Origin of the sequence: Variovorax sp. RA8, from assembly GCF_901827175.1 — a bacterium.
Lineage (GTDB): Bacteria > Pseudomonadota > Gammaproteobacteria > Burkholderiales > Burkholderiaceae_C > Variovorax.
Map to the genome: position 1 here is coordinate 3,175,323 of NZ_LR594662.1, position 15,611 is coordinate 3,190,933.

At 68.7% G+C, this 15,611-nt stretch carries 15 protein-coding genes; 8 read left to right on the top strand and 7 right to left on the bottom strand.

The window, feature by feature from the left end; genetic code table 11:
• Positions 1-34 precede the first annotated feature (34 nt).
• Both E5P3_RS14895 and E5P3_RS14900 read right to left on the bottom strand, forming a co-directional pair.
• Entirely contained in the window at positions 35-1,390 is a 1,356-nt protein-coding gene (locus tag E5P3_RS14895) for an esterase-like activity of phytase family protein (RefSeq protein ID WP_162586699.1), read from the bottom strand.
• Between the two features lie 103 nt (positions 1,391-1,493).
• The gene (locus tag E5P3_RS14900; protein ID WP_162586700.1) at positions 1,494-3,092 is read right to left on the bottom strand and encodes a glucan biosynthesis protein; all 1,599 of its coding nucleotides are present in this window, start codon (positions 3,090-3,092) and stop codon (positions 1,494-1,496) included.
• 174 nt (positions 3,093-3,266) lie between these two features.
• On the opposite strand from E5P3_RS14900, the gene ada reads away from it, so the two are divergent.
• From ada to alkB, 3 genes are read left to right on the top strand one after another with little or no spacing between them, the layout of a single operon-like run.
• Positions 3,267-4,352, top strand: a complete 1,086-nt coding sequence (gene ada, locus E5P3_RS14905; RefSeq protein ID WP_162586701.1) for a bifunctional DNA-binding transcriptional regulator/O6-methylguanine-DNA methyltransferase Ada — start codon at positions 3,267-3,269, stop codon at positions 4,350-4,352.
• Positions 4,349-5,032, top strand: coding sequence for a 2OG-Fe(II) oxygenase (locus tag E5P3_RS14910; protein ID WP_162586702.1), 684 nt, complete (start codon positions 4,349-4,351; stop codon positions 5,030-5,032). Before ada ends, E5P3_RS14910 begins: the two co-directional genes overlap by 4 nt.
• 4 nt (positions 5,033-5,036) lie before the next feature.
• Positions 5,037-5,693 carry a DNA oxidative demethylase AlkB gene (alkB, locus tag E5P3_RS14915; RefSeq protein ID WP_162586703.1) on the top strand — a complete coding sequence of 219 codons (657 nt, stop codon included), beginning with the start codon at positions 5,037-5,039 and terminating at the stop codon, positions 5,691-5,693.
• On the opposite strand, the gene E5P3_RS14920 is transcribed toward alkB, so the two are convergent.
• Together E5P3_RS14920 and E5P3_RS14925 are read right to left on the bottom strand one after the other, a co-directional pair.
• Positions 5,665-7,314, bottom strand: coding sequence for a hypothetical protein (locus tag E5P3_RS14920; protein ID WP_162586704.1), 1,650 nt, complete (start codon positions 7,312-7,314; stop codon positions 5,665-5,667). The two genes, alkB and E5P3_RS14920, sit on opposite strands and share 29 nt — an antisense overlap.
• 4 nt (positions 7,315-7,318) lie before the next feature.
• Entirely contained in the window at positions 7,319-7,906 is a 588-nt protein-coding gene (locus E5P3_RS14925; RefSeq protein ID WP_162586705.1) for a LuxR C-terminal-related transcriptional regulator, read from the bottom strand.
• Positions 7,907-7,980: 74 nt separating this feature from the next.
• On the opposite strand from E5P3_RS14925, the gene E5P3_RS14930 reads away from it, so the two are divergent.
• From E5P3_RS14930 to E5P3_RS14940, 3 genes are all read left to right on the top strand, one after another.
• A complete protein-coding gene (locus tag E5P3_RS14930) occupies positions 7,981-8,787 on the top strand; it encodes a CoA transferase subunit A (RefSeq protein ID WP_162586706.1) in 807 nt (268 codons plus the stop codon).
• A gap of 1 nt (position 8,788) precedes the next feature.
• Positions 8,789-9,427 carry a 3-oxoacid CoA-transferase subunit B gene (locus tag E5P3_RS14935; protein ID WP_162586707.1) on the top strand — a complete coding sequence of 213 codons (639 nt, stop codon included), beginning with the start codon at positions 8,789-8,791 and terminating at the stop codon, positions 9,425-9,427.
• A gap of 74 nt (positions 9,428-9,501) precedes the next feature.
• Positions 9,502-10,881 (top strand): CoA transferase, encoded by a 1,380-nt coding sequence (locus E5P3_RS14940; protein WP_162586708.1) that lies wholly within the window; start codon positions 9,502-9,504, stop codon positions 10,879-10,881.
• Positions 10,882-10,884: 3 nt separating this feature from the next.
• Here E5P3_RS14940 and E5P3_RS14945 read toward each other — a convergent pair whose 3' ends face one another.
• The 3 genes from E5P3_RS14945 to E5P3_RS14955 form a co-directional block, all read right to left on the bottom strand.
• A complete protein-coding gene (locus E5P3_RS14945; RefSeq protein ID WP_162586709.1) occupies positions 10,885-11,127 on the bottom strand; it encodes a hypothetical protein in 243 nt (80 codons plus the stop codon).
• A gap of 156 nt (positions 11,128-11,283) precedes the next feature.
• Positions 11,284-11,523, bottom strand: a complete 240-nt coding sequence (locus tag E5P3_RS14950) for a cupin domain-containing protein (protein ID WP_162586710.1) — start codon at positions 11,521-11,523, stop codon at positions 11,284-11,286.
• Between the two features lie 357 nt (positions 11,524-11,880).
• The gene (locus E5P3_RS14955; RefSeq protein ID WP_162586711.1) at positions 11,881-12,777 is read right to left on the bottom strand and encodes a LysR family transcriptional regulator; all 897 of its coding nucleotides are present in this window, start codon (positions 12,775-12,777) and stop codon (positions 11,881-11,883) included.
• A 102-nt stretch (positions 12,778-12,879) separates the two neighbouring features.
• On the opposite strand from E5P3_RS14955, the gene E5P3_RS14960 reads away from it, so the two are divergent.
• Both E5P3_RS14960 and E5P3_RS14965 read left to right on the top strand, forming a co-directional pair.
• Positions 12,880-14,400 carry a CoA-acylating methylmalonate-semialdehyde dehydrogenase gene (locus E5P3_RS14960; protein ID WP_162586712.1) on the top strand — a complete coding sequence of 507 codons (1,521 nt, stop codon included), beginning with the start codon at positions 12,880-12,882 and terminating at the stop codon, positions 14,398-14,400.
• 10 nt (positions 14,401-14,410) lie between these two features.
• Positions 14,411-15,565, top strand: a complete 1,155-nt coding sequence (locus E5P3_RS14965) for an acyl-CoA dehydrogenase family protein (RefSeq protein ID WP_162586713.1) — start codon at positions 14,411-14,413, stop codon at positions 15,563-15,565.
• The last annotated feature ends 46 nt before the right edge of the window (positions 15,566-15,611 follow it).

Genomic DNA, 15,611 nt, shown 5'->3' on the forward strand with positions numbered 1-15,611 from the left:
GTGAGGGCGCTCGATCTTCGAGACGCCCGCTGCCTCACTTTGCCCGCAAGAACTCCCCCACCTCCAACAACACCAGTTCGTTGTCATCCGCCTTGTTCGGCTCCCGGCTGCTCGAGAAGGGCAGGTTGTTGTCGTTCCCCACCACGATGTGCGTCGCGTCCACCACCTCGACGTTCTCGATGGTGAAGAAGGGGAAGCTCAGCACACCCTCGACCGTGGGCTTGCGCGACAGCTTGCTCGGGTCGGCGATCTGCAGCAGGTCGATGTAGCCGATCTTGCGCGCCGCCTGGCCGACGTTGGCGTCGCTCATCTCGATCTTGTAGACGCGCTTGAACTTCGCGAGGTCGTGGAAGCAGTCGGCCCGCTTCTGGGCTTCGAGGCAGGCCTTGTCCGGCGTGCCTTCGCCGTTGTCCCGCTCGATGACCAGGCCGGTGGTGGCATCGACCATGTTGAAGTCGCCGATGGCGTGGCCGTTGGCGTCCAGCGGGTACTTCCAGTGGCGGCCGGTCCACTTCTCGCTCGCGACGTCGAACTCCAGCACGCGCAGCGCCTCCTTGCCGTCGACGCGCTCGTAGTCCTTGGCCTCGGCGTTCCACACCGGGCCTTCGAGCAGCGCGTAGAGCTTGCTGCCGTCCTTGGACGCGGCCATGCCTTCGAAGCCCTTTGAGCGCTTGACCTGGAAATCGACCGGGCCGCCGGGTGCGCCCGGGGTGGTCACGGCCGGATGGTCGGGCGAACGCACGGTCTTGCCGTCGACCTGGGTCTCGAACACCGCGAGCACCTTGCCTTTCGGGTCGGCCTTGATCAGGTAGGGGCCGAACTCCTCACCGATCCATAGCGCGCCGCCGGCGAACTGGAAGCTCTCGGGATCGAAGTCAGAGCCCGTGAGGTAGCGCTGCTTCGTCCCTTCATGGACGATGCGGAAGGGCACCTTCTTGTCCGGATCGTGCACGAACACCGTGCCCAGGCGGTTGAAGCGGCCGCTCTTGAAGTCCACCTTGTAGTGGTTGAGGTAGAGCATGAAATCCGGCGAGTTGGCCTTGGCGCCCGCCCCGTTGTCGGTGAGCACCCAGAAGCTGCCGTCCTCCATCTTCTTGATGCCCGACTGGCCCTGGACCGGCTGGCCCTTGAAGGGCACCGAGACGCCGGTGCCGCGGCCGCCCGACAGGCCTTCCACGCTGCCGATCTTCTCCACCCGCTTGCCGGTGGTGAACTTGCCGCTGACCTGCAGGTCGGCCGGCGCATCCTTGGGCGCGGCGATGAAGGTCCGGGCCGGTATCAGCGCGTGGCCGGCCAGCGTGGCGGGGTAGGCGGTCTGCGCGTTCGCCGGGCTGCAGGCCAGGGCGGCGGCGAGGGCGATGAAGGAAAAGGACGTGGCGGTGCGTTGCATGGTGCGGCTGCTTCTTGCGATGAAAGCCCGGACCATGCCGTCGCCGAGTGACGCGGCCATGACATCGGCGCGCGGCGGGGTGCCGCGGCGGCATCCGCCCCCCTCAGCCCGGCTGGTACTGGTACAGCCAGGTCTCCGTCAGCGTCTGGTCGCCGTTCTTGAGGTACAGCCGCATGTCCACCGGCTCCGTACCCTCGGCCGTGAAGTCGAACTGCGCGCGCCAGTGGCCCGGCACGCCGTTGGGCACCGCCTCGGCAAAGATGTAGGAGAACTTGCCGCGCGAGGCCGTGAGCACCAGTTCGGGCTTGACGCCGAAGGGTATGGCTTCGAGCGGCTTGCCGATGAACTCGACCATGAACTTGCGCACGCCCGCCGGACGCTGCGTGCCCGGCTGGCCGCCGCGGCCGAGGCGCGTGGCGATGCAGTGCGCCAGCGGCGAGGGGAAGGGCTCCTGGTCGGTCCAGTGCAGCCTGTATTTGAGCTGGTAGCTCGCGCCGGCCTTGGCCGGCGCCTTAGGCACCCAGCAGGCCAGGATGTTGTCGTGGATCTCGTCGTCGGTCGGGATCTCGATCAGCTGCACCGAGCCCTCCCCCCAATCGCCCAGCGGCTCGACCCAGAGGCTGGGCCGCTTCTCGTAGAGCACGCCGTCCTGGTAGTGGTCGAAGTTGCGGTCGCGCTGCAGCAGGCCGAAGCCGCGCGGGCGCGTGTCGCTGAAGGCCGAGGCGCGGGTCTGGGACGGATTGTTGAGCGGGCGCCAGATGCGCTCGCCCGCACCGTTCCAGATCGCGAGGCCGTCGGAGTCGTGCACCTCGGGCCGCCAGTCGATGGCGGTCGGCTTGACCGTCTCGCCGTACCAGAACATCGAGGTCAGCGGCACCAGCCCGAGGCGGCCGACGTCGCGGCGCAGGAACAGGCGCGCCTCGATGTCCATCAGCACCGCGCGGGTCCGCTGCATGACGAACTTGTAGGCGCCGGTGATGCTGGGGCCTTCGAGCAGGGCATACACCGTCATGGTGTTGGCCTCGGGGGTGGCCGGTGGCTCGAAATAGAAGCGGGTGAAGTTGGGAAACTCTTCGGGCCGGTCGGGCATGGCGGCGTCGAGCGCGATGCCGCGCGCGGACAGCCCGTACTGGTAGAGCTCGCCGATGGCGCGGAAATAGGAGGCGCCGAGGAAGGCGACCCAGTCGTTGGTCTGCCAGGCCAGCTTTTTCTGGTCGCCCAGGCGGCTTTCCTGCAGCCGGAAGCCGGCGAAGCCGGCGCCCTCGCGCAGCTGGCGCGCAGGGCTGTCCGCGGGCATCGTGAAATAGGCGCTGTCGTAGAGGACCTCGCGCGCAAAGCCGTCGCCGCTGGCGGCCTCGGTCACGTACATGTGGACCGGCGTCTGGAAGTAGCGGCCCAGGTGGAAGAAGGTGACGGGAAATTGGCCGGGGCCGTCGCGGAAGACCGCGAGCTCGGGGTTGTACTTGATCTTGCCGTGCGCGTCGTAGTCGATGCGCTGCAGCACCTCGGCGGGCAGCGAGGTGTCGGCGACGTAGGGCCGGCCTGCAATGGTCTTGGCTTCGGTAACAAGACGTTCGAAAGAAAAAGGGCGAGGCTGGCTGAGCTTGACTTCCCCGGCCGCGAGGGCATCTGCAGGGAATCCGAGGGCGGCGAGCGCCATCGAGGCGCCACCGGCGGTGAGGAGTGAACGGCGGTCGATCATCGGCCAAGATGGTAACGAGGCTCGGACCCGCACCCCGTAGGCGGAGGGCGCAAGCCCCAGACCGCGCTGGCGGCCTTGTCCTACGATCGCAGATCGAATTCGAAAGCAAGGCCCGGAGTGCGCATGACAGTGCCGATCTCCAGAATCGGTTCATCGATCCACAAAGGACTTGCAATGAACATGATGACCAACCCCAACGAGATCCGCGCCCTTCAAACCGCAGGCGATCCACGCTGGGCGGCGGTGGTCGCGCGCGATGCGGCGGCCGACGGACAGTTCTTCTATTCGGTACGCAGCACCGGTGTGTACTGCCGGCCGTCCTGCGGGGCGCGCCAGCCGCGTCCCGAGAACGTGGCCTTCCACGCGACGGCTGCCGATGCGGAGCGCGCGGGCTTCAGGCCCTGCAGGCGCTGCAAGCCCGACGAGCCGGCGCGTGCCGCGCAGCAAGCAGCCCAGGTGGCCGAGCTGTGCCGCTTCATCGAGAACGCCGACGAGGCACCGACGCTGAACCAACTGGCCGATCGCGCCGGGCTCAGCAGCTTTCACCTGCATCGCATCTTCAAGGAAGTCACGGGGCTCACGCCCAAGGCCTATGCCGCGGCGCGTCGCGACCGGCGCGTGCGCGAAGCGCTGGGGCGCAGCGGGAGCGTGACGGACGCGATCTACGACGCGGGCTACAACTCCAACGGCCGCTTCTACGAGCGCTCGAACGAGGTGCTGGGCATGACGCCGACACGCTTTCGCGCCGGCGGCGCCGACACCGACATCCGCTTCGCCATCGGCCAGTGCGCGCTCGGCGCGATCCTGGTGGCGCAGAGCGAACGCGGCGTCTGCGCCATCGCGCTGGGCGACGACCCCGATGTGCTGGCGCGCGAGCTGCAGGACCGCTTTCCGAACGCCCGGCTGATCGGCGGCGACCCGGCTTTCGAACAACTGGTCGCGCGGGTGGTGGGCTTCGTCGAGGCACCGGGCGTGGGGCTGGACCTGCCGCTGGACGTGCGCGGCACGGCCTTCCAGCAGCGCGTATGGCAGGCGCTGCGCGAGATCCCGCCGGGCAGCACGGCCAGCTACGCCGAGATCGCCGAGCGCATCGGCAGCCCGAAGTCGGTGCGTGCGGTGGCGCAGGCCTGCGGCGCCAACGCGCTGGCGGTTGCGATCCCCTGCCATCGCGTGGTGCGCAGCGACGGCGCGCTCTCGGGTTATCGCTGGGGCGTGGAGCGCAAGAGCGCGCTGCTGAAGCGGGAGGCCGAGGCGGCATGATCGACTGGGACCGCGTGGCGCTGGATCTCGATGCCGAGGGCAGCGCGCTGATCGAAGGCCTGCTGTCGCGCGAGGCGTGCGAGTCTCTCGCGGCCTTGTATCCGCTCGATCCGCTGTTCCGCAGCCGCGTGCTGATGGAGCGCCACGGCTTCGGGCGCGGCGAGTACAAGTACTTCGACTACCCACTGCCCGAGCGGCTGGCGGGCCTGCGAGAAGAGATGTATCCGCAGCTCGCGCCGATCGCGAACCGCTGGAACCAGGTCATGGGCATCGACGTGCGCTATCCGCCGGAACACGCGGAGTTCATCGCGCGCTGCCATGCGGCGGGGCAGACGCGGCCTACGCCGCTTCTGCTGCAATACGGCGAGGGCGACTACAACTGCCTGCACCAGGACCTGTACGGCGAGCACGTGTTCCCGCTGCAGCTGGTGATCCTGCTGTCCGAGCCGGGCCGCGATTTCACCGGCGGCGAGTTCGTGATGACCGAGCAGCGCCCGCGCATGCAGTCGCGTCCGATGGTGCTACCGCTGCGCCAGGGCGATGCGGCGGTGATCGCGGTGCATCACCGGCCGGTGCAGGGCATGCGCGGCGTCTATCGCGTCAACCTGCGGCATGGCGTGAGCCGGGTGCGCTCGGGGCATCGGCATACGGCGGGCATCATCTTTCACGATGCCGCCTGACACCATGACGCCCGATTTATTCGACGATCTCGACGCGCCGGCGCTGCCGGCGACGCAGCCCCTCGCGCCCGGCGCGGTGCTGCTGCGCGGCTTCGCGCGACCGCACGAAGAGCAACTGCTGGCCGGGGTCGAAGAGGTGCTGGAGCGGGCACCGCTGCGTCACCTGATCACGCCCGGCGGCTTTCGCATGTCGGTGGCGATGAGCAACTGCGGCCGGCTGGGCTGGGTCTCCGACCGCAGCGGGTATCGCTATGACGAGAACGATCCTGACAGCGGACAGCCCTGGCCGGCGATGCCCGCTGCCTTCCTCGACCTGGCTGCGGCCGCCGCGCGCGCGGGCGGCTTCGAAGGCTTCGCGCCGGACGCCTGCCTGATCAACCGCTACGAGCCGGGCACGCGGCTCTCGCTGCACCAGGACCGCGACGAGGGTAACTACGACTGGCCGATCGTCTCGGTCTCGCTGGGCCTGCCGGCCGTGTTCCTGTTCGGCGGACCGAAGCGCTCCGACAAGGCGCAGCGCGTGCCGCTCGCGCATGGCGACGTGGTGGTGTGGGGTGGGCCTTCGCGGCTGCACTACCACGGTGTGTTGCCGGTGAAGGCGGGTGCGCATCCCCTGACGGGAGGCTGTCGCATCAATCTGACTTTTCGCAGGGCGGGCTGACGCTGTCCGGAGGAGAGCGCCCAGCAATCAGCGTGGTCGCGACCAGGCTCTTGAGGTCGGTCCATGGCCTGGCACCGGGCACGGTCGACGCGCCCGTCACCGCCGCCTTCGCGAAGGCGACCATGCGTTCCTGCAGGTAGCGCAAGTCTTCCGGGTCCCAGGTCTCGATCGAATGCGGGCCGCGCGCGACCACGATCTCCTTCAGGCCCCGGATGCGGTCGTAGGCGGCGATGGTGCCCTCCAGGCTCTCGGCACGGTCCCACAGCCCCTTGCCGAAGAACGCGGCGGGCCAGCTCGCCATGCCCGCGAGCGTGGCCGAGCTGGGATAGAAGACGATGTGATGCTCGGCCGCCATCCCGCCGAGGAACAGGTTGCGATCGGCCAGGTCGGCTGCGGCCGGCACGTAGCCCGCGCCGCTCGCGAAGGAGGCGAGCAGGATCGCGCCCTTGATGTTCGTGTAGCCCTTCGGCGGCGCGCAGGTGACGACTGGCATGTCATAGCTGCAGGACTCGACGAAGTTCTTCGTCATCGCCCAGGCCATCGACATGGAGCCGCGCGAGTAGCCGCCGAGCAGGATCGGGATCTGCCTGGCCTTCATGCCCGCCAGCAGCCGGCCACCGGCCGCGGCGCCTTCGAGCAGTTGGCCCGAGGGCGTGAGCAGGCGCAGGCCCTGGCCGCTTTCCAGCTGCTCGAGCGCGCGGAACACATCTTCACCCTGTTCGAGCGTGTTGGTGTCGCTGAACCCGCCGGATATGCCCTCGCCGCGCCTGTCGTAGGCCAGCACGTCGAAGCCGGCGACGTTCAGTGCCTGCAGGTTTTCGCGCCACCAGCGCTGGCCCATGGTCTCGGTGGTGGCGTTGGGAAAGGCGTTGGCGATGGTTCGGCCGGTAGCGGCGTCGATGCGGTAGGCCTTCTCGTCCGGGTGCTGGATGGCGGTCATCTGCCCGCCGCCGCCGTTGGCCATGATCACCAGCGCGCGCAGGCGGCCGCCGTGGCCATCGTCCACGCCCGCACCTTCGATGTACCAGCCGCGCAGCTTGATCGTGTCGCGCATCTTCAGGTCGATGCGCTCGAAGGTGTCGCGCGGCGCGCTGAACTCGACGGTGTAGGTGCGTGGCTCCGCCTGGGCGATCGATTCGCGGTAGGGCGCTTTCGCGAAGAAGGCGGGGCGCCGGATATGGCGCAGGTCCACCTCGCCCTCGGGGTCGATCCGGCCGGAAGGGTCGAGCACGCCGGTGGAGCGTCGCGCGCGCTCCCTGTTGGGCGGCAGCCATCGCTGCATCTGGGCGTCGATGCGCCGGAAGCAGGCGGCATCGGCCTTGCAGGAACGCCAGCGCGCCTTGAGCCTGGCATCCGTGAATTCGTCGACGTGGAAGTCGCGCCCCTGGTAGTCCGGCGGCGGACGGGTGGCGCTCAGCAGCAACGGGACGCAGACAGTCGTGCCCTTCGCGCCCGGCAGAAGGTAGCCCGGCAGCTCGGCGTTGCGGTCGGCACCCACGCGGGCATGGCAGTCGGTTGGCTGCGGTGCGGCGCCGGCCTGGCGCGTCGGTGGCTCCGAGCCCGTGCCGCAGCCCGCCAGGGAGCAGGCAGCGAGAGCAAGGACGACGAGCTTTTGCAGCATCCGCTCAGCCCGCCATGAGCTTCTGCACCAGTTCCGCCGTCGTCGCCGCGGCGTACTTGCGCATCAGCCGCGCGCGGTGGATCTCGACCGTGCGGTGGCTGATGCCCAGCGCCCGCCCGATCTCCTTCGAGGTCAGGCCCTTCATCAGCTGCGCCGCGACCTCGCGCTCGCGCGGTGTGAGCTCCGCCTTGGCCGCGCGGCGCGAGCCCAGGTCCTCGAAGGTCCAGATGCCGGCCTCGTGCGGTGCCGCGCGATTGAGCGCCTGACCGCTCACGTGGCACCAGAAGGTCTCGCCGGCGAAGGCGCCGTGCAGGCCGCCGACGCGCCGCATCATGCGGTTGTCGGCGTAGCGGCCGCTGGCGTTGAGGATCGGCTCCATGCGCTTGCCGATACGCTCGAATTCGGCGACGCTCGGGTAGAGCACGCGGAAGGACTGGCCGATCAGCACCTCGCGCGTCGCGCCGAACATTTCGCACAGGCGCGCGTTGCAATCGACGATGATTCGATGGCGCGACAGCACCATGCCCACCGGCGCCTCCTCGAAGGCGAGCCGGTAGTCGATGGGGGCGAGGGCGGTGTCCGGTGTCTCCATTACGAAATACTACGTATGCGCATACGTAGTATCGTCCGGCTTGTCCATCAACCACCATTTCCGAACGAGGAATCATGGCGAACAAGATCTATCCCTCCGCCGACGCGGCGCTCAAGGGCGTCGTCGCCGATGGCCAGACGCTCGCGGTCGGCGGCTTCGGCCTGTGCGGCATTCCCGAAGCCCTGATCGACGCACTGCACGATTCGGGCGTCAAGAACCTGACCTGCATCTCCAACAACGCCGGCGTCGACGGCTTCGGCCTCGGCAAGCTGCTGGAGACGCGCCAGATCAAGAAGATGATTGCGAGCTACGTCGGCGAGAACAAGGAGTTCGAGCGCCAGTACCTGGCCAAGGAGCTGGAGCTCGAGTTCACGCCCCAGGGCACGCTGGCGGAGAAGCTGCGTGCCGGCGGTGCAGGCATCCCGGCCTTCTTCACCAAGACCGGCGTCGGCACGCTGGTGGCCGAGGGCAAGGAACTGCGCGAGTTCGACGGCGAGACCTACGTGATGGAGCGTTCGCTGGTGCCCGACGTGGCGCTGGTCAAGGCTGACGTGGCCGACAAGTCGGGCAACCTGCGCTTCCGCCTGACGGCGCGCAACTTCAATCCGGCCGCGGCAATGGCCGGCAAGATCTGCATCGTCGAGGTCGAAAGAATCGTCGAGGTCGGCGAACTGGCACCGGACGACATCCACCTGCCGGGCATCTACGTGCATCGCATCGTGCTCAACGCCCATCCGGAGAAGCGGATCGAGAAGCGCACCGTGAGCGCGGCCGTCGATGTGGCCGCCGCCAAGGTCGAGGCCCAGGCCGCCATCGCCCAGGCAGCCGCCGGCAGCGAGGTGCCGGCCCCCGTCAAGAACAGCAGCAACAAAGGAGTCTGATATGCCCTGGACCCAAGACCAGATGGCGGCGCGCGCCGCCCAGGAGCTGGAAGACGGCTTCTACGTGAACCTCGGCATCGGCATTCCCACGTTGGTGGCCAACTTCGTCGGCGACAAGGAAGTGTGGCTGCAGAGCGAGAACGGCATGCTGGGCATCGGCCCCTTCCCGACCGAGGACCAGGTCGACGCCGACCTGATCAACGCCGGCAAGCAAACCGTGACCACGCTGCCGGGCTCGGCCATCTTCGGCAGCCACGACAGCTTCGCGATGATCCGGGGCGGCAAGATCAACCTCTCGATCCTCGGCGCCATGCAGGTCAGCGCCAAGGGCGACCTGGCCAACTGGATGATCCCCGGCAAGATGGTCAAGGGCATGGGCGGCGCCATGGACCTGGTGGCCGGCGTGAAGCGCGTGATCGTGCTGATGGAGCATGTGGCGCGCAAGAAGGATGGCACCGAGGACCTCAAGATCCTCGAGGAGTGCACCCTGCCGCTGACCGGCGTGGGCGTGGTGGACCGTGTGATCACCGACCTGGCAGTGATGGACGTCACCCCCGAGGGCCTGAAGGTGATCGAATTGGCCGACGGCGTCACCTTCGAGGCGCTGCAGGCCAAGACCGGCGTCAAGCTCCTGCATTAGGCAGACTGCTCCCTCTCCCTCCGGGACAGGGCAGGGGTGAGGGCGGCGGCGCTCGAACCCTTGACGACAACGCCATGCGCTCCGAAGAAGTCCTCCAGTCCCTCTGGGCCCAGGCCGCGCTGCCGCCGCAGGCCCTGGCCTTCGCCCGCCTGACCGGCGCCGACCCGGTGCTGCCTTCCTCCTTCGCCGTCGGCACGGCCGCGCAGGCCAGCATCGCTGCCGCCGCGCTCGCGGCCTGCGAGCTCGGCCATCTGCGCGGCACGCCGCGCCAGCAGGTCTCGGTCGACATGCTGCATGCGGCGCTGGAATGCACCGCCTGGTTCAGCCTGGACGGGCGGGTGGCGCCGCAGTGGGATCCCTTTTCGGGCCTCTACCGCTGTGCCGACGGCTGGGTTCGCGTGCATGCGAACTTCGCCCACCACCGCGATGGCGCGCTGCGCCTGATGGGGCTGGACCCCTCGACGGCGCAGCCGGCCGACGCCGAGGCCGCCATGAGGGGCTGGAACGCGATCGAGTTCGAAACTGCCGCGGCCGAGGCCGGCCTGGTCGCCACCGCGCTGCGCCGGTTCGACGAATGGGATGCGACGCCGCAGGGCCGGGCGATCGCGGCCCAGCCCCTGTTCACCCTCGAGCGCATCGGCGAGGCGCCGCCGCGGACGTTGGCGCCGCTGGCCGAATCGCAGCCGCCGCTCGCGGGCCTGCGGGTGCTGGATCTCACGCGCGTGCTGGCCGGCCCCGTCGGCTGCCGCGCGCTGGCGGCCTTCGGTGCGGATGTCATGCTGGTCAACGCACCGCATCTGCCGAACATCGAGGCCATTGCGGACACCAGCCGAGGCAAGCTTTCGGCGCATCTGGACCTGCGCGGCGAGGCCGGGCGGACCTCGCTCGAGGAGCTGTTGGCCGAGGCACATGTGTTCGTGCAGGGCTATCGGCCCGGCGGCCTGGCCGAACTGGGCTTCGGCCCCGAGCAGACTGCGCGCCGGTGCCCCGGCATCGTTCATGTCTCGCTCTCGGCCTATGGCACGCAGGGCCCTTGGGCGCCGCGGCGCGGCTTCGATTCGCTGGTGCAGACGGCCATGGGCTTCAACCACGCCGAGGGCGAGGCAGCCGGGGAGGGCAAGCCGCGGCCCCTTCCGATGCAGATCCTCGACGAGGCGACCGGCTACCTGATCGCGATGGGCGCGGCGGCGGCGCTGTGGCGCCAGCAGCGTGAAGGCGGCAGCTGGCACGTCCAGGTCTCGCTGGCGCAGACCGGGCAGTGGCTGCGCGGCCTGGGCCGGATACCGGGTGGCTTCGAGATGCCCCGCCCGAAGATCGAGCCCTGGCTGGAAAGCGCCGCCTCAGGATTCGGCGAACTCCGGAGCATGCGGCTCAGTGCACGGCTGGCGCGAACGCCGCTCGCCTGGCGATGGCCTTCGATGCCGCCGGGCAGCCACCCGGCTCGCTGGCCCTGAGCATCAACGCGAGAGGGTCGCCACGATCATCGACAGACCGAAGCTGGAGAAGGTCATGGAGAGGGCGACAAGCAGGATCTGGGTCTTGCGCGAGAGCTTGTGCCAGATCTCGACAGACCGCGCGGCGGTTTGGTTTAACACGGATTGCAGGGAGGCGAAGATGCGAGCCCTCTCGGGCGGCAGGTGATGCAGGGGCTGAAGGCCGGTATGCAGGTTGTCCAACGAAGTCGCAGCGGCTGAGCTCATGACAGTCTCCGATCAGTGGGGCGCCGGAGAGCGATTCATCTCTTTCCTGCGCATGATCGAAGTATTTGGTTTCCAGGTTTTGAGCACATCGACCAGAGGAGCCAGTTCGGCCCGGATGGAGGGCCAAGGCCGAAGGGCCATGGTCCGGGCCGAGGCTCAAGCCGGCGGCGATACCGAAGCGGCCGGCGTGAAACCCGTCACGAGCTGCATGGGCTCGGCCCCGATATTGACCACCTGGCTGTCGATCCCGGCGGGCAGCACCAGGCTGCAGGGGGCGTGGAAGCGTTGGGCCGCACCGTCGACCACGAGCTTGCCGTGGCCGGTGAGCACCAGCACGACCCGGGCACATTCGATGGGCTGGAGGTCGACGCGTGCGTCGATCTCGAGGACTTCCATCCAGAGCTCGAACGGCGCAAAGCCCAGGCCCCGATGGGCCGCGGCAAAGCGCTGCCGCCCATCGGCATGTAGGCGAGGCAGGGTAGAGTGGTCGATGACATGCATGATTTCGGGGCTGGGGCTGGCGCGCACCCCGTCATCGCGGGGCGCGTGCGGATACTCTTGTTGGTGTGGTGCGAGTGTTCCCCGTCCAGCCCCGGGTGCCTAGGCCAATCGAGAGCCAACGGCGAGCCAATGGGCCGGGTCCGGAGGGGTGTCCTTGGCTCTCTGGAGTCCAGCGCTTCCTGGTCTGCGTGGCGGCCTGCTCCAGGCGCGAAAGAGCTTGCCGCTGCCGGTGGGCGGCCAAGCCGTGAAGCGTTACGCCTGCGGCGGCAGCAGGACCGACCGCTGCGCCTCCACCGTCTCGCGCAAAAATCCCCAGACCGCCTGCATCCGCGCCAGGTGCTTGCTCTCGGCCGGCATCGATATCCAGAAGGTGCGCGTGAAGTTTGCCTCGCCCGGCAGCACGGTGCGCAGCCGCGGATCGCGGTGGGCGAGAAAGGCGGGCAGCACCGCGATGCCCGTGCCGGCCGCCGCCGCCTGGTGCTGCGCCAGGATGCTGGTGCTGCGCAGCGCGAAGGCGTCAGGGCGGTACAGCTCGTCGAGGTACTGCAGCTCCTTGCTGAAGAGCAGGTCGTCCACGTAGCTGATGAAAGTGTGGCCGCGCAGGTCCTCGCGCGATGCGATGCGCGGATGGGCATCCAGGTAGTCGGCCGAGGCGTAGAGGCGCAGCACGTAGTCGGTCAGCTTGCTCACCATGACCGGGCCGCGCGCAGGGCGCTCCAGCGAGATCACGATATCCGCCTCGCGCCGTGACAGGTGCACCAGCCGCGGCATCGCCAGCAGATCGATCACCAGCCTGGGATGCTGCTGTGCGAATCGCGCGAGCTCCGGCGCGAGCACCATCGTGCCGAAGCCCTCTGTGGCACCGATGCGCACCAGGCCCGACAAGCCCTCCCGCGCCGCCGGCGTCGCGCTCTCGATGGCGAGGAAGGCCCCTTCCATCGCCTCGACCTGCGGCTGCAGCCGCCGCCCGGCCTCGGTCAGCCGGTGGCCGCCGGCCTCGCGGGCGAAGAGGGCGGTGCCGATCTCCTTCTCCAGCGCCTGGATGCGCCGCGCCACCGTCGTGTGATCGACCGCCAGCCGGCGTGCCGCGCTCACCAGCGTGCCGGTGCGCGCCAGTTCCAGGAAGAAGCGCAGGTTGTCCCAATCCATGCGTTGCGATTATGCAGATCCTCGGTGCGTATTTGTCTCTTGCCATGGCAAAAGTGCAAAGCTAGCATCGGTCGTTGAAGCCCCAACACAGGAGACACACCCATGGATGCCACCACCACGCCCGCGACCCAGGTCGCCACCGTCAAGCTGCTCATCGGCGGCAAGTTCGTCGAGTCGAAGACCAGCGAATGGCGCGACATCGTCAACCCAGCCACGCAGGAGGTGCTGGCGCGCGTGCCCTTCGCGACGCAGGCCGAGGTCGACGCCGCCGTGGCCTCGGCCCAGGACGCCTTCAAGACCTGGCGCAAGACCGCGATCGGCGCCCGCGCGCGCATCTTCCTCAAGTACCAGCAGCTGATCCGCGATCACATGGGCGAGCTGGCCGCCATCCTTACGGCCGAGCAGGGCAAGACCCTGCCCGATGCCGAGGGTGACGTGTTCCGCGGCCTGGAGGTGGTCGAGCATGCCGCAGGCATCGGCAACCTGCAGTTGGGCGAGATGGCCAACAACGTCGCAGGCGGCGTCGATACCTACACCCTGCTGCAGCCGCTGGGCGTGTGCGCGGGCATCACGCCCTTCAACTTCCCGGCCATGATCCCGCTTTGGATGTTCCCGATGGCCATCGTCACCGGCAACACCTTCGTGCTCAAGCCCTCGGAGCAGGACCCGATGGTGACGATGCGCCTCGCCGAGCTAGCGCTGGAAGCCGGCATCCCGCCGGGCGTGCTGAACGTCGTGCATGGCGGCGAGGCGGTGGTCAACGCGATCTGCGACCACAAGGACATCAAGGCGATCTCCTTCGTCGGCTCCACCAAGGTCGGCACCCACGTGTACAACCGCGCCACGTTGGCAGGCAAGCGCGTGCAATGCATGATGGGTGCGAAGAACCACGCCATCGTCATGCCCGACGCGCACAAGGACCAATCGCTCAACGCCATCGCCGGTGCGAGCTTCGGTGCGGCGGGGCAGCGCTGCATGGCGGTCTCGGTCGCGGTGCTGGTGGGCGATGCGCGCAAGTGGATTCCGGAGCTGGTCGAGAAGGCGAAGTCGCTGAAGATCGGCGCCGGCACCGAGAAGGGCGTGGACGTGGGTCCGCTGGTCTCGTGCGCGGCCTACGAACGCGTCACGGGGCTGATCGAGCGCGGCGTGGCCGAGGGCGCGACGCTGGAGCTCGACGGCCGCAAGCCCACGGTGCCCGGCTACGAGAAGGGCAACTTCGTCGGCCCGACCATCTTCTCCGGCGTGAAGCCGGGCATGACGATCTATGACCAGGAGGTCTTCGGGCCCGTGCTGTGCGTGGCGGGCGCCGAGAGCATCGACGAGGCGATCGAGATGATCAACGCCAACCCGAACGGCAACGGCACTGCCATCTTCACGCAGTCGGGCGCTGCGGCGCGGCGCTTCCAGGAAGACATCGACGTCGGCCAGGTCGGCATCAACGTGCCGATCCCGGTGCCGGTGCCGATGTTCTCCTTCACCGGCTCGCGCGCGTCGAAGCTCGGCGACCTCGGACCCTACGGCAAGCAGGTGGTGCTGTTCTACACGCAGACCAAGACGGTCACGGCGCGCTGGTTCGACGATGCCACGGCGCATGGGCTGAACACCACCATCAGCCTGAAGTAATCTAGGCTGCATGGACTTCGAACTTTCCGAGGAGCAGCGCGCCTTCGCCCAGACCGCGCGCGAGTTCGCGCTCGCGGAATTCGCGCCGCACGCCGCGCAGTGGGATGCGGAAGCCATCTTCCCGAAGGAGGCCATCGCCAAGGCCGGCGAGCTGGGCTTCTGCGGCCTGTACGCGCCGGAGCGCATCGAGGGCCTGGCGCTGCCGCGCCTCGATGCCACGCTGGTGTTCGAGGAGATGGCGGCGGTCGATCCGTCGACCACCGCCTTCATCACCATCCACAACATGGCCACGTGGATGCTCGGCACCTGGGGCACGCCGGCCGTGTGCGAGCGTTGGGGCGCCGACCTGACCAGCGGCCGCAAGCTGGCCTCCTACTGCCTCACCGAGCCCGGCGCCGGCTCGGATGCCGGCGCGCTCAAGACCCGGGCCGAGCTGCAGGGAGGCGAGTACGTGATCAACGGCGGCAAGGCCTTCATCTCGGGCGCCGGCGCCACCGACGTGCTGGTGCTGATGGCCCGCACCGGCGGCGGCGGCGCGGGCGGTATCTCGGCACTGGCGGTGCCTGCCGATGCGCCCGGCATCAGCTACGGCAAGAAGGAACACAAGATGGGCTGGAACAGCCAGCCCACCCGCACCATCAGCTTCGACAACGTGCGCGTCCCGGCGGAGAACCTGCTGGGCAGCGAGGGCGAGGGCTTCCGCATCGCGATGAAGGGCCTCGACGGCGGGCGCATCAACATCGCGACCTGCTCGGTCGGCGCGGCGCAGGGCGCGCTCGATGCCTCGCGGCGCTACCTGCACGAGCGCCAGCAGTTCGGCAAGCCGCTGGCCAGTTTCCAGGCCCTGCAGTTCAAGCTGGCCGACATGGCGACCGAGCTGGTGGCCGCGCGGCAGATGGTGCGGCTGGCGGCGAGCAAGCTCGACGCGGGCCACGTCGATGCCAGCACCTATTGCGCCATGGCCAAGCGCTTCGCCACCGACGCCGGCTTCAACGTCTGCAACGAGGCCCTGCAGCTGCACGGCGGCTATGGCTACCTGAGCGAGTTCCCGCTGGAGCGGCTGGTGCGCGATGCGCGCGTGCACCAGATCCTCGAGGGCACCAACGAAATCATGCGCGTGATCGTCTCGCGCAAGCTGCTGGAGGGCGATAGCGACATTCGCTGAGCTTGACATGCGAAAAGCGCACAGCCGAGCTCCGGACCCGAATCCC

Bases quoted from the DNA above. Each gene is read 5' to 3' on its own strand.
- E5P3_RS14935 (WP_162586707.1), top strand. From the start codon at position 8,789: ATGCCCTGGACCCAAGACCAGATGGCGGCGCGCGCCGCCCAGGAGCTG.
- E5P3_RS14960 (WP_162586712.1), top strand. From the start codon at position 12,880: ATGGATGCCACCACCACGCCCGCGACCCAGGTCGCCACCGTCAAGCTG.
- E5P3_RS14950 (WP_162586710.1), bottom strand. From the start codon at position 11,523: ATGGAAGTCCTCGAGATCGACGCACGCGTCGACCTCCAGCCCATCGAA.
- E5P3_RS14945 (WP_162586709.1), bottom strand. From the start codon at position 11,127: ATGAGCTCAGCCGCTGCGACTTCGTTGGACAACCTGCATACCGGCCTT.
- E5P3_RS14895 (WP_162586699.1), bottom strand. From the start codon at position 1,390: ATGCAACGCACCGCCACGTCCTTTTCCTTCATCGCCCTCGCCGCCGCC.
- E5P3_RS14925 (WP_162586705.1), bottom strand. From the start codon at position 7,906: ATGGAGACACCGGACACCGCCCTCGCCCCCATCGACTACCGGCTCGCC.
- E5P3_RS14930 (WP_162586706.1), top strand. From the start codon at position 7,981: ATGGCGAACAAGATCTATCCCTCCGCCGACGCGGCGCTCAAGGGCGTC.
- alkB (WP_162586703.1), top strand. From the start codon at position 5,037: ATGACGCCCGATTTATTCGACGATCTCGACGCGCCGGCGCTGCCGGCG.
- ada (WP_162586701.1), top strand. From the start codon at position 3,267: ATGAACATGATGACCAACCCCAACGAGATCCGCGCCCTTCAAACCGCA.
- E5P3_RS14920 (WP_162586704.1), bottom strand. From the start codon at position 7,314: ATGCTGCAAAAGCTCGTCGTCCTTGCTCTCGCTGCCTGCTCCCTGGCG.
- E5P3_RS14910 (WP_162586702.1), top strand. From the start codon at position 4,349: ATGATCGACTGGGACCGCGTGGCGCTGGATCTCGATGCCGAGGGCAGC.
- E5P3_RS14965 (WP_162586713.1), top strand. From the start codon at position 14,411: ATGGACTTCGAACTTTCCGAGGAGCAGCGCGCCTTCGCCCAGACCGCG.
- E5P3_RS14900 (WP_162586700.1), bottom strand. From the start codon at position 3,092: ATGATCGACCGCCGTTCACTCCTCACCGCCGGTGGCGCCTCGATGGCG.
- E5P3_RS14955 (WP_162586711.1), bottom strand. From the start codon at position 12,777: ATGGATTGGGACAACCTGCGCTTCTTCCTGGAACTGGCGCGCACCGGC.
- E5P3_RS14940 (WP_162586708.1), top strand. From the start codon at position 9,502: ATGCGCTCCGAAGAAGTCCTCCAGTCCCTCTGGGCCCAGGCCGCGCTG.